This window comes from Hyalangium versicolor, assembly GCF_020103695.1.
Lineage (GTDB): Bacteria > Myxococcota > Myxococcia > Myxococcales > Myxococcaceae > Hyalangium > Hyalangium versicolor.
Genome location: NZ_JAHXBF010000013.1, coordinates 164,511 through 177,243 on the forward strand (window position 1 = coordinate 164,511; position 12,733 = coordinate 177,243).

Genomic DNA, 12,733 nt, shown 5'->3' on the forward strand with positions numbered 1-12,733 from the left:
GGTATCACCACCAGGGCTTCATGGCGCCGTGCCGGCAGGCACGTCCCAGGCGATGGGCAGGTGCTCGAAGCCTCGCAGCATGAAGTACGGCCGGCGCACGGCGACCGAATCCGTTCTCAGTCGCGGGTTCGGCAACCGCCGGAGCAACTGCTCGAAGGCAATCCGCCCCTCCAGCTTCGCCAGCGGTGCGCCCACGCAGAAGTGGATGCCCTTGCCGAAAGCGAGGTGCTTCTTCGCGTCGGCACGGCGGATGTCGAAGCGATCCGGTTCGGAGAACTGCGTCTCGTCCCGGTTGCCCGAGGCGTAGACGATGAACAACCGGCCCCCCTTCGGAACGTCGACTCCGCCCAGCCGGGTGTCCGTCGTCACTGCCCGGAAGAAGCCGCGGATGGGGGCCTCCATGCGCAGCATCTCCTCGATGGCGTTGGGCAGCAGGCTCGGGTCGTCTCTCAGGGCCTGGAGCTGCTCGGGCTCCTGGAGCAGCAGCCACATGCCATTGCCGATGAGGCCTGTTGTGGTCTCGTGCCCCGCGGCCATCAGGTCCATGGCGTTGCAGACCGCCTCCTCGTGGCTCATCGACGCGGTGCCGCCCATCGACTGGGGGACCAGGAGCGTCAGCAGATCCTCGCGAGGGGTTTTCCTCCGCTCTTCGAGGCGCTCGATGAAGTAGCGCTGCATCGCGATGAAGCCGTGCGCGGCCTGCACCTGGAGTTCCAGGGGAGCGGTTCCCGACATCAGCAGCGTCTTCTCATCGGACCAGCGCTTGAGCTGCTCCATGTCGGAGCGCGGCACGCCCAGCAGATCGCAGATGAGGAAGCCCGGCAGGGCGTAGGCGAATTGTTGGATCAGGTCCGCCTGGCCGTCGCGCACGAAGCTGTCGAGGAGCGCGTCGGCGGTGGCCCGGATCTCCGGCTCCATCGCCGCGATGCGCGAGGCGCTCAGGGCTCTGCCAAATACCCCTCGTACCCGGCTGTGGTCCGGAGGATCGCTCTGGACCAGCGAGACGAACGGGAAATAGCCCTGCTGGAGCACCTGCAGCACCTCAGGAGGTGGCGCGCTCCGGGCGTCGAGCGCTCCCGCGGACGAGAAGCGCGAGGGATCCTTCTCTACCTCCGCGATGTCCTCATACCGGGTGACGACCCACAGGTCGAACGTGGGGCTGTAGAAGACCGGGCGCTCCCGGCGCAGCCTCGCGTAGACCGGGTAGGGGTCCTCGAGCTGGTCGGGCGCCATCGGATTGAAGTGCTGCGCGACATCGTCCTGGGAGGGACCGGAGGGTGTGGACATGAGACGCAGTGTCCCACGATCTCAGTCGTCGTCGTCCTAGTCCGGGAAGAGCTGGTTGTAGTCCGACTGCTTCATCCGGGTCGTGATGGGCCGGTAGCTCACCCCGTTGTAGACGCAGCTCGAGTAGAACGCGGGGTTGATGCTCGGCAGACAGAACTGCGAACACCGGCCGACGAAGCGCAGCGGAGCGCACTGGGTGCTCGAGTCGGCACCGGAATCCAGTGCTCCACAAGCCCGGGTGAGGTACTCGCCCTGGTCCTGGACCGGCCGGTCGACGCCGAAGAAGAGGCTGTTCGGAGTGAAGAGGTTCCCGAAGAAGCAGGCCTCCCGAACCGAGTAGCTCGCCAACTCACTCGTGGTGAAGGGGATGGCATTGCCCCACGCGTTCCATCCCAGGACGGAGATGGTCACGTGCACTCCATACCGGTTCACGTGCGCCAGCAGGCAGGCCGTGACCACCTGCTGCTCGTTGTAGTTGGCCGGGTGTCCATTGGCCCAGTCCAGCGCCAGCCCCAGCCCTCCCGCCCAGGTGTACGTCTTTCCCGTCTGGCTGTGGGTGTACGAGCGGGTCTGCCCGGCCGGTACGGCGCAGCGGACGACATACGTCATCAGCATGTCGGCCATCGCCGGATCCTGGTTGAACCATTGTTTGAAGGTCGCGGTGGACAGGCCATTGGCGGACAGGCCGTTGGCGGACAGGCCGTTGGCGGACAGGCCATTGGCGGACAGGCCATTGGCGGACAGGCCGTTGGAGGAGTCGAGTTCCTGGGACTGGCTGTCCATCGGCAGTGGCTCGCTGGAAGGCTCGGCCGGGCCGCACCCGGAAGCGCTCGCCCACAGGCACAGGGTGGCGAACCATGTTCCAGCCCAGAGCCTCACCCCGACTCCCGGGAAGGCGCGGGGGGCTGCCGTCATCGGAGCGTTCTCCATGGGGTTCTCCTCGCAGGCGTGAGCATGCTCAAGGGTTTCTTGAATATGAGGTTTAGTGAGGGTTCCCGGCTCGTCCGGCTTTGAAATTTCGAAGAGGAGCGCGTGAGGTAATGGACAGCCTGGGGAGCGCTTCGTTCGCTTCCCGATACGCGCGGCCGGAAGAGTTGTTATGAAGGAGGAGCTGAGCGGCGATAGGCGCCGCCCCGCGAGCACCCGGAGGCACTTCATGAACTCGCCCCTTGATCTTGCCGCGGTCGCAGTCCTGTTCGCCCAGAGGGCGCAGGCCGCCTAGCTCGGCCCCGAAGGTCCGTCGCAGCGCGGTGCTGCCCTGCTGGGCGCCCTGAAAACCAGGTGCGTCGCAGGCACCGCTCTGTCCGGAGTCCTTCCAGTGTTCATCGAGTCCCTCGGCTGGGGTCCAGCCCTCGCTCACGCTTTCTCTCTTCTCCTCTCGCAGTCCTCCCTTCCCCTCGTCCCCGGCCGCGTGGTGCGCCAGGAGCGCGGGCTCCTCACCGTTCAGACATCCGAGCAGGCGCTCCTCGCGCGTCCCGCCGGACGGCTGCTCCACCACGCCTCGAGCTCCACGGAGCTGCCCACCATCGGCGACTGGGTCGCGCTCCAGCCTCCCGCCGGTGAGGGGGAAGCGCTGCTCCACGCCGTCCTCCCTCGCCACAGCGTCCTCATGAGGCGCGAGGCGGGGAGCGAGCACGAGGGCCAGCTCATCGCAGCCAACCTGGATGTCGTCTTCCTCGTCACGGGGCTGGATGGGAACTTCAACCCGCGCCGCATCGAGCGGGCCCTCACCGTGGCCTGGAACAGCGGCGCCGCGCCCGTGGTGGTGCTCACCAAGGCCGACCTCCACCCGGAGGTCTCCTCCTTCCTCGCAGAGGTGGAGGAACTGGCTGCTGGAGTCCCCGTGCTGCCGGTGAGTGCACAGCAGGGCACGGGGCTCGAGGCGCTGCTCGCGCATCTGCCGGCGGGGAAGACCGGGGCGCTGCTCGGCTCCTCGGGTGTGGGCAAGTCCACGCTCGTCAACCGGTTGCTCGGTGAGGAGCGGTTGGCCACCCAGGCTGTCCGGGAAGACGATGACAGGGGACGCCACACGACCACGCACCGGCAGCTCTTCGTCCTTCCCCAGGGAGGACTGCTCATCGACGGGCCGGGGATGCGCGAGCTCGGGCTGTGGGGCGAGGAGGAAGGCCTGGGCCAGGCGTTCTCCGACATCCTCGAGCTGGCCAGCGGTTGCCGCTTCTCGGACTGCACGCACCGTCGCGAACCCGGGTGCGCTGTTCGGGAGGCTCTGGCCGCCGGGGGACTCTCCGAGGAGCGGCTCCAGAGCTTCGAGAAGCTTCAGCGCGAACAGGCCTATCAGGCTCGTCAGGCGAGCAGTGCCGCACAGCGGGAGCAGAAGCGCACCGAGCGCATCCGCTCCCTGGCGGGCTGGGAGCACTCACGCAACAAGCGGCGCCGTCAGTAACGGCGCCGCCCGGAAGACTTCGCGGGCCCGGAGAAGCTCTTCTCCGGGCCCGGGGAGCTACTGGCGAGCGCGCCGCCGGATGATCCAACCCAGCATCAGCAGGAGGAATGCGCTGGAGGAGCCAGGGGCGCTGGTGCAACCCACGCCACCGCCGTTGATGTCCTGCACCGGGAGCCTTCCGGGCTGATCTGGAGTATCGGTGCCGCCGCCCGTACCACCGCCCGTGCCGCCACCCGTGCCGCCGCCTGTGCCGCCGCCCGTGCCACCACCCGTGCCGCCACCCGTGCCGCCGCCCGTACCTCCACCCGAAGCCTGCGTCACCGTCCAGGAAGTCTCCGCCGGGGCGGGGTCCACGTTGCCCGCTGCGTCCTGGCTCCGGGCGCGGAACACATGCGCACCCGGGGCGAGCTCGGTGACGGCCGCGGGGCTGGAGCATGCATGGAAACCCTCGCCGTCCAGGCTGCACTCGAAGGTCACCTGCTCCTCGTTCGAGGCGAGCGTGAAGGCCGCCTCCGTCGCCTCGGTCTGCGCGGAGGGCCCGCCGCTGAGCGTCGTATGCGGAGCCACCGTGTCCACCGTCCAGCGGTACTCGGCGGGAGTCGGATCCTTCAGCCCCGTAGGAGCCACGGCTCGGGCCTGCAGGCGGTGCTCACCGTCCCCCAGATCCTGGAGGACCATCGGGTTGGGGCACGTGGTGAACGCGGTTCCCTCCATCTTGCACTCGAAGGTAGCGCCCACGCGCTCGGACTTGAGAATGAAGGTCGCGCTCCGGGTCGGGCTGTATGCCGGCGGGCCCGAGGTGATGCTGGTGTCCGCCCCCGTCGTGTCCACGGTGATGCCCACGGAGACCGCCACGCTGATGTTGCCCGCCAGGTCGATGGCGGTGGCGGCCACCAGGTGCAGGCCTGTGGCCAGCGTCCCCGTCAGAGGCACTTTCCACGCACCCGAGCCCTCGGCCGTGGTGATGCCCGCCAGCACCCCGTCCACCAGCAACTGAACGGTGGCTCCCGGCTCGGCCCAGCCCGAGACGAAATCGGGGCTCGTCTCCAGCACCACGCTGGCCGAGAGGGAGATGACAGGCCCGGCCGGCGGCTGCGTGTCGACCGTCCACTGGGCCCCGGCGGGGCTCGCATCCCAGTTGCCCGCCATGTCCCTGCTGCGCACGGAGAGCGAGTGGACGCCGTCCAGCAGAGAGGGGATCACCAAGGGGGAGAGGCAGGGAAGGTCGAGCTGGCCGTCCAGGCTGCAGGTGAAGGTGGCATTCGGCTCGGAGGAGCCGAACTCGAACACGGCGGTCCGCAGGGGAGAGATGGAAGCCGGAGCCGTGGTGAGCGTCGTCTGCGGCGGTGTGAGGTCCACGGTCCAGGAATAAGACGCAGGGGTGGTGTCCACGGTGTCCAGGATGTTGCGTGCGCGCACATCCATGTGGTGCGCACCCTCCGAGACGCCGGTCAGCTGAACGGGAGGGCTGCACGAGGAGAAGCTGGCCCCGTCGAGCGAGCACTCGAAGGTGGAGGGAATGACGCTGGAGGCAAAGAGGAAGTCAGCCTCCTGCTTGTTGGTGAGTGGCGAGGGGCCGCTGAGGAAGAACGTCTCCGGAGCCAGGGACAGCACCTGGAAGTTGACGATCACCTCCGCGCTGATGTTCCCCAGGGCGTCTTGCGTCCAGGCGCGCAACTGATGGGTACCGTCCGTCAGCGACTGGGTGGGCAGCAGGACCTGGCTCCAGAGCCCCAGGACGTTGACCTGAAGGGCGGCGATGTCGTGCCCATCGATGGTGAGATGGACCGTGAGGTTGGGTGTGGCGGTGCCGGACAGCAGCGGCAGCGGCGTGGAGAGGATCGAGCCCACCACCGGTGTCAGGACGACGGGAGGCAGTGGCAGCAGGGCGTTCGGGGAGGGGGCTTTCTCAGAGGAGTCAGCGGGGGTTGCGAAGGCAGTGAGGGTGAACAGCACCCCAGCAGCCACGAGGGCTCGTGACAGGAAATGGGTCATGGCAGTGGATCCTTGAGGGGTGGGTCAGCGCTCGGAGGGGGACAACTGGGAGACCATCGGGCTCGACTGGGTGACGAGGTGGAACTCGACACGGCGGTTCTGCTCACGGCCGTTGGAGGTGCTGTTGGAGGCCACGGGCACCTCGGGCCCACGGCCCACGGCCATCAGCCGCGTGGGCTCCACGCCGCGCTGGATGAGCGCCTGGCGCACGGCCTCGGCGCGGGCCAACGAGAGCGCGCGGTTGGTGCGAACCTTCCCCACCGAGTCCGTGTGGCCCTCGATGAGCACGCGGTTGAGCTCCGGGTGGTTGATGAGCACGTTCGCCACCTGGGTGAGCAGCGCAGAGGAGCGCGGGAGGATGCGCGACCGGCCCGTGGCGAAGAAGACCTTCTGGCGGATCTCCAACTGCTGCGGCGTGATGATGACGAACTGGGGGATGCTCGCGGGGCACCCCTGGTTGGAGGCAGGCCCTGCCTGGCGTGGGCAGTTGTCCACGGCGTCCGCCACCGAGTCGGAGTCCGTGTCCTTCACGGGCGGCGCGGGCGGTGCGGGCGGCGCGGGCGGTGCCGTGGCGACAACCTGTTCGCGCAGGGGCTCGGGCATGACCAGGGCAGGTGGCTCGGCGGGCGCTGCCTGGGGCGGGGTGGGGAGGGCCATGGGCGCGGCCATGGCCAGAGGCATCACCGGGGCGGGGGCCTCGTGGCGCATCGGGGAGAAGGCGCGAAGGGCCACCCCCGTCATCACCCGGTAGGTGGGGATCCCCGGGGCCGAGCCGAACCCAGGCCCACCGGCCGCGAAGAGCTCGAAACGGCTGGCCACGGGATAGCGCACGCCGCCCAGCACCTGGAGAGGAGCCGAAGCGTGGGTGAGCGGGATGGCGGAGTGGACGCTGAGCTCCGCGCGCAATCCCTGCCCCGTGGTGGCGACGGCGGCCAGACAAGGCACCTCGGTGCCGACGACGGAGCTTCCCACCGTCGTGGCCTGGCGCAGCCGCAGGCCAGCCTGGGTCGCGAAGAGCAGGGGGCCCACCTGCTTGCCCGCGGACAGGCGCACCTCGCCCGTCCACGTCTCATCCCGCTGGAACGCGCTGTCTCCTCCCACCGGCACTCCCACTTCGATGCCGGCGGAGAGGGCCAGGGGTGCTCCTCTTCGCTCGTCCAGGAACCCCACGCGGGCCTGGAGCCGGGGCGTCCCCACGGCTTGGGCGGAGGGGCGGGTCATGCCGAAGGAGTCGAGGGAGTCCCCCTGCTGGTGGGCGACCAGCGGGAGGATGAACCCCAACTCCACGTTCTTCAGCGCATAGGCGCCGGAGAGCTCGAAGGAGAGCCGGTCTCGGACGATCTCTCCCACCTGCTCCCCATCCTGGCGCAGGGTGAGCGGGGCTCGCTCGTAATGCCCCAGGAACGCCAACTGGAAGGTGCCAGCCTCCAGAAGGCGGCCGGCGGGCGTCGCCAGCGAAGCCTCCGCGGTGGGCTGGATGGACATGCGCTCCAGATCGAACCGCTGCAGCGGTGTATCCGCCAGCGCAGGGCCGGCGGCCGAAACAAAGAGGCACACGGACACGACAGACAGTTTTCGAGATGAATTGGGCATGACGACCTCGGGACGGAGTCCGAATCCCTCCCAAAGCAATCAGGATGCCGAGGCGCAAAGGCCTGCCGCACGAGGCTTTCCTGCTGAGGCGGCGCGCGAGGAGGCTTCGCCCTCGTCGCGTTCCGCGACGCATGCGGTGTGATGCAGCGCAGCTCCTGTTTGTTCGGAGCTACCGGGGACCGCGGCACTCGGGGACGACGTTCTCGAGCGCCTGCCGGGCTTCGGTGTATGCCCTTTCGGCCAGCTCCACCCCTTGTTTCAGGGGCTCCGACAGCCCTTCGGGAGCGATCCTCTCCAACTCCGCGCACAGGCGGGACAGGCCCGTGGCACCGAAGAGTGCCGAGCTGGAACGAAGGCTGTGCGCATGTTCCGCCAACGTCTCCGCCTGCCTCTCCGAGAGCGCTTCACGCATCCCCTTCAGGTGGCGCTGGGCGTTGCTCAGGAAGGACCGGGTCAGCGAGGCGAGTTCGTCCCGGTCTCCATTGACCAGGCTCATCAGCTTCCCGACGGCCTCCGGATCGAACACGGAGCTGGAGGGCTCCTCGGGGACTGGCTCCTCGGCCTGCGGGAGCGGCTCGGACGGCTGAGTGGAGTGCTCGCCCACCTTGATGGCATAGGCCCGCTCCAACGCCGTGGCGAGCGTCGCCATCTCCACGGGCTTCGTCACATAGTCATTCATGCCCGCGCGCATGCAGCGCTCGCGGTCGCCGCGCATGGCGCTCGCCGTCATCGCGACGATGCGCGGCCGCCCGTATTGGGGCTCGTTGGCACGCACCATCTCCGTCGTCTTCAGCCCATCCATGTGGGGCATGTGGAGATCCATGAAGACGACGTCGTACGGGGTGGACTCCAAGACCGAGAGCGCCTCGCGCCCGTTGCCCACCACCTGGACCTGGTAGCCGAGGCGCTGGAACAGGTGCACGGAGACCTTCTGGTTGATGGGGTTGTCCTCCACCAGGAGGATGCGCAGCGGGTTGCGCGTGCCCAGGGTGGGATCCAGCTCATGGTGAGGCTTGCCCGCGGGCTCCAGGGCCCGATGGAGCGAGAGGCGGAGGGTGAAGGTGGAGCCCTGGCCCTCGGTGCTCTCCACTTCGATGGAGCCGCCCATCAACCCGGCCAGCTTCTGGCTGATGGCGAGCCCCAGGCCCGTGCCGCCGTAGTGGCGGCTCGTGGAGGCGTCCACCTGGCTGAACGAGCGGAAGAGCCGATCCATCCGATCGGCGGGGATGCCGATGCCCGTGTCCTGCACGGTGAAGCGCAGGCGCACCGCGGGCGGCGGTTCACCGGCCGGCTCCTGCTCGCACGAGACGTGGAGGCGGACTCCCCCCGTGCGGGTGAACTTGATGGCGTTGCCCAGCAGGTTGACGAGGATCTGCCGCAGCCGCGCCCGATCCCCCAACAGAGAGACGGGGGCCTGGGGATCCACCTCGTGCCGGAGGTACAGCCCCTTCGCCGAGGCCTGGAGCGACAGCAGGCTGCGGCATTCGTCCAGGAGCTGGCGCGGTGAGAACGGGTGGTGCTCAAGCTCCAAGGCCCCCGCTTCGATCTTCGAGAAGTCGAGGATGTCGTTGATGATCGTCAGGAGCGCATCGCCGCTGGTGTGGATCAGCTCCGCATACTCCCGCTGCTGCTCCGTGAGGGGGGTCTCCTTCAGGAGCCGGGCCACGCCGAGCACGCCATTCATGGGCGTGCGGATCTCGTGGCTCATGTTGGCCAGGAACAGGGACTTGGCCGCGTTGGCCGCGTCCGCCTCACGGCGGGCCGCGTCGAGCGCCAGGTTCTTCTCCTCCAGCGAGGCGAGCGTGTGCTGAGACTCGGTGACGTCCAGGAACACCCAGAGCCTGCCCCGCGCTGGCCCCACGTACGCGCGCACGCACGAGACGGAGAGGACCCGGTCAGGGTTCTGGAAGCGCCAGAGGATGTCCCGGATCTCGTTCGAGCCGCCTCGGAACAGGCGCGACAACTGCGCGTCGATCTCCTCGCGGTTCAGCGTGTGTTCCCGGAGCGCGGCCATGGCGAGGGCCACCTGATGGGGCGGCACCTGTCCCTCGGAGAGGCCCAGCAGCTCCGCGCCCGGCCCATTCACCCACGCCTCGGCGTGGTTCTGGTCCAGGAAGACGAGCGCACAGGGCAGGGCGTGGGTGATGGCATCCACCCGCACGCGCAGCGTCGCCGTCGCGCGCTCCAGGTCGCACTCGCGGACGGTGGTGACCAGCAGCCCCGCCAGAGCGTGGAGGATGGCGCGCTCCGGAGGCGAGAAGGAGCGGTTGTCCGCGCGAACGAAGAGAATGGCTCCCTGCCGTTCCTCGATCGACGCCCACGGCACCACGGCCGTGGCACCCTGGAAGGCGGCGGGCAGGTGCTCGGCGTCCTGTCCGGGCTCGAAGAAGTGACACCCGGTGCTCCCCAGCATGCCGCGGAAGAGCGTTTCCTCCAGAGGGGGGAGGCGAGGGTGGGGCGTGCTCGCGAGCTCGAAGACGGTGACGGCATCGATGCGGCGCAAGGCCAGGGCCATGTCGGCGCCGCAGGCGTCGCGCGCCACTTCGAGGAGCCGCTCGAAATGGCCTCCATCGCGTGGCATGAGGGCCGCGACGGCCGCAGCCACTACGTCACTCGCGGACAGGCTGCGAAGTGGAGGCGCCGGGCTCTCTTCCACGAGGGAGGGGTGGGGGGGCCTGCGGCTCATGCGGCTTTCAGGGCAGCGGCGATGTGGGCGTTGATTTCGCCCGGAGCGCTCAGGTGAGGGAGGTGCCCCTGGTTTGGCACGAGCTTGAGGTGGCCCTGGGGCAGATGCTCCACCAGGTAGTGTCCCACCGCGACGGGGACAGCGAAGTCCTGCTGGGGCTGGAGCACCCAGGTGGGCAGCTTGAGCTTGGGGACCTGGGCGCGCAGGTCGGTCTCGAAGGCGAGGCGCGCCATGGCGATGGCGATGTCCGGGCGGAGCGCGAAGAGCCCTTGGGCGAACGTCTCGGCGACCTCCGGCAGGGCGGAGGGGCCCGCGACGAGCCGCGCGAAGCCACTGACCCAGGCCTCGTAGTGCTGCTCCATCGCCTCATAGACCGCGTCGAGGTCCTTGCGCTCGAAGCCTCCGGTGTAACCCGGGCTGTTGAAGTAGCACGGGGAGGCACCGATGAAGACCATGCTCCGGAACAGGGTGGGGCGGCTCAGCCATGCGAGCAGCCCCACCATGCAGCTCATGGAGTGGCCCACGTAGAAGATGTCGCGGGCGTTGACGGCGTCGAACACCTCGAGCATGTCCGCCGCGTAGCTCTCCATGGTGGAGTAGCGGTGGGTGCTGTAGGCGTTGATGTCGGAGCCGCCCGCGCCCACATGATCGAACAGGATGATGCGGTGGGTGTCCTGGAAGGCACGCACCTGGTGCCGCCAGGCGGTTTGATCCGTGCCAAACCCATGCGCAAACACGAGTACGTCCTGGCCCTGGCCGAGGACGTGCACGTTATTGCGATGGAGGACTGCCTTGGACATGGATGGGACCCCCCAACTGCGTGAGTCCTATCATGCCAGTCCATGGCCCTCGGAATCCAATCCAGAGGATGCAAGTCCTCACTCGGAGAGTGAGAATTTCCGCCGGGTGTCAAGTTGTGCGTGTATTTCGGTCAAACTCGGACAGAGCTGCGGACGCGCCTACGGGGATGGGGAGGGCCCCGGCGGGGGCTTGCGGATCCGGACGCGCATCCTCGGGTGCTCCGGATCCTCGGTGACATCCACGTCGATGAGCGCTCCTTCGCCCTCCTGGCGCTGGAGTTCCTGGATGAGGCGCTGCCGGGCCTGCTCGCGCTCGTCGGGCGTGGCTCCCGCGCGGAACAGGGAGTGGCGCAGCGCTCCGAGCAGGTTGTGGCGCACGCGTCCCTGGAGGCTCGTCACTTCGGGGGAGAGACCGGCGAGTTCGGGCAGGGCGCGCAGTCGTTCGAGCCCCTCGCGCTCCGGGAGGAGCTGATCGCCCCAGACGTCCACCACCAGCATGGCTGGACCTTCGGGCATACGGCGAAGCATGGCCTGGACATCCACCAGATGGCTACCCTCGGAGACAAAGGCTTGCGCGATCTGGGTGTTCAGGTCCGGGGCGGGCTCGCGGCCCGTTGGCAGCACCAGTTGGATGCGCTTGCCCACCTCGAGCTTGTACTCGGCTGTCACCTGGGTGGCCGTGATCAGGCACGCCAGGAAGCAGGCCGCGGTGGCGTATCGCAGCCAGGGCGCGCGCCCCGGCCGGGCTCGGCTGAGCCTGCGCGCGTCATAGGCCGCGAGCAGCTCCTGCTCGAGGCGGGTCTGGTGTTCCGGGTCCGCTGGGGGCTCGTGGCCTCGCAGCGCTCGGGAAAGCTCTTCATCCGTCATTGGCCAGCGCTCCTCCCGCCAGTCCAGCATCCCACCGCGCTCGCAGCTCTCGCACAGCCCTGGAGGTGCGCTGCCGGACCGCGGCCTCGTTCAGTCCCAGCATCTGGGCGATCTCGCTGAAGCGCAGGCCATCTCCGAAGCGGAGCATCAGCAATTCCTGCGTCTCGGCGGGCAACCTCGCCAACTCGGATCGGACCCTGGCGGCGTCCTCGTCGCCCACCAGGCGATCGAGCGGCCCCAGCTCCGAATCGGGTACGGCCGCAGCGGCCTCTTCCGGCACCCTGCCGGTGCGCCTGCGCGCGTCGTCCACCAGGGCATTGCGCGCCATGGACAGCGCGTACGCGAACACCGTGCCCTTGCGTGGATCGACGCGGTCGAGCGACTCGAGCAGGCGGAGGAAGACCTGGCCCACGAGATCCTCGGCCTCCGCCGGGTGGGACACGCGTCGGCGGAGGTAGCGCGAGACGGGCTCGTACAGGGCCCGGTACAGCTCCCGGAAGGCGTCGCGATCGCCGCGCTGGCTCCGCAGGAGCAGCCGGGACAGCCACGCGTCTCGAAGGAGCCGGGGGAGTTGGGGCATGGGCCAGGGGTTCTCCGGCCCACGATACGGCCCAGGCCCGATTTCGTGACAGCTGGGCTACTGCTTCTTGATGATCTTCACCTTCTTGACGACCTTTCCGTCCTCCAACCCCTCGGACTTCGGGCGGTCCCTGGGGTCGAGCGTGCTGACCTGGATGTCGGCCGAGGCCAGGACGGGGAAGGCCTCGCGGAGGGTCTGGGGGATGCTGTCCTGGGGAACGGTGCCGCCCCAGAGGTCCAGGGTGAGCTCCTGCTGGCCGGGGGTCAGGTGGTGCTTCACCTGGATCTGGTGCTGGCCTCCGACGGAGGTGATCGACGCGACGAGCGTCTCCGGATCCGGGAGCTGGCCGCTGGATTCGGCGAGCTTGACGATCACGCGGGTGCCCGGCTCAGGGGTGGCCGGGGGCGAGGCCTGGGTGGTGAGAGAGAAGAGGCTGAGGACGACGAGGATACGGCTCCACATGTTCGCGCGCATGGTGCGCCTCCGTTGGCGTTGAGTGCCGACAGGAGGTACGGCCTGCG

10 protein-coding genes are annotated in these 12,733 nt (G+C 68.7%); 1 reads left to right on the top strand and 9 read right to left on the bottom strand.

Annotated elements, in window-relative coordinates:
* Positions 1-18 precede the first annotated feature (18 nt).
* Together KY501_RS26635 and KY501_RS26640 are read right to left on the bottom strand one after the other, a co-directional pair.
* Complete coding sequence (locus KY501_RS26635) at positions 19-1,287, bottom strand: cytochrome P450 (RefSeq protein WP_224366260.1); 1,269 nt, start codon at positions 1,285-1,287, stop codon at positions 19-21.
* Between the two features lie 36 nt (positions 1,288-1,323).
* The gene (locus KY501_RS26640; protein WP_224366261.1) at positions 1,324-2,217 is read right to left on the bottom strand and encodes a hypothetical protein; all 894 of its coding nucleotides are present in this window, start codon (positions 2,215-2,217) and stop codon (positions 1,324-1,326) included.
* A 388-nt stretch (positions 2,218-2,605) separates the two neighbouring features.
* Here KY501_RS26640 and rsgA point away from each other — a divergent pair, with 388 nt between their 5' ends.
* Positions 2,606-3,691 (top strand): ribosome small subunit-dependent GTPase A, encoded by a 1,086-nt coding sequence (gene rsgA, locus KY501_RS26645; protein WP_224366262.1) that lies wholly within the window; start codon positions 2,606-2,608, stop codon positions 3,689-3,691.
* Between the two features lie 57 nt (positions 3,692-3,748).
* On the opposite strand, the gene KY501_RS26650 is transcribed toward rsgA, so the two are convergent.
* The 7 genes from KY501_RS26650 to KY501_RS26680 all read right to left on the bottom strand — a co-directional run bounded on the left by KY501_RS26650 (position 3,749) and on the right by KY501_RS26680 (position 12,686).
* Positions 3,749-5,686 carry an Ig-like domain-containing protein gene (locus KY501_RS26650; protein ID WP_224366263.1) on the bottom strand — a complete coding sequence of 646 codons (1,938 nt, stop codon included), beginning with the start codon at positions 5,684-5,686 and terminating at the stop codon, positions 3,749-3,751.
* A 24-nt stretch (positions 5,687-5,710) separates the two neighbouring features.
* Positions 5,711-7,279, bottom strand: a complete 1,569-nt coding sequence (locus tag KY501_RS26655) for an OmpA family protein (protein WP_224366264.1) — start codon at positions 7,277-7,279, stop codon at positions 5,711-5,713.
* Positions 7,280-7,448: 169 nt separating this feature from the next.
* Positions 7,449-9,965, bottom strand: coding sequence for a hybrid sensor histidine kinase/response regulator (locus tag KY501_RS26660; RefSeq protein ID WP_224366265.1), 2,517 nt, complete (start codon positions 9,963-9,965; stop codon positions 7,449-7,451).
* On the bottom strand, positions 9,962-10,765 hold the full coding sequence (locus KY501_RS26665) for an alpha/beta fold hydrolase (protein WP_224366266.1): 804 nt from the start codon (positions 10,763-10,765) through the stop codon (positions 9,962-9,964). The genes KY501_RS26660 and KY501_RS26665 overlap by 4 nt, the downstream gene beginning before the upstream one ends.
* A 159-nt stretch (positions 10,766-10,924) precedes the next feature.
* A complete protein-coding gene (locus tag KY501_RS26670) occupies positions 10,925-11,632 on the bottom strand; it encodes a hypothetical protein (RefSeq protein ID WP_224366267.1) in 708 nt (235 codons plus the stop codon).
* Positions 11,622-12,212: an RNA polymerase sigma factor gene (locus tag KY501_RS26675; RefSeq protein WP_224366268.1), complete on the bottom strand. Its 591-nt coding sequence runs from the start codon at positions 12,210-12,212 to the stop codon at positions 11,622-11,624. Before KY501_RS26675 ends, KY501_RS26670 begins: the two co-directional genes overlap by 11 nt.
* 57 nt (positions 12,213-12,269) lie before the next feature.
* Positions 12,270-12,686, bottom strand: a complete 417-nt coding sequence (locus tag KY501_RS26680; RefSeq protein ID WP_224366269.1) for a hypothetical protein — start codon at positions 12,684-12,686, stop codon at positions 12,270-12,272.
* Positions 12,687-12,733: the final 47 nt, after the last annotated feature.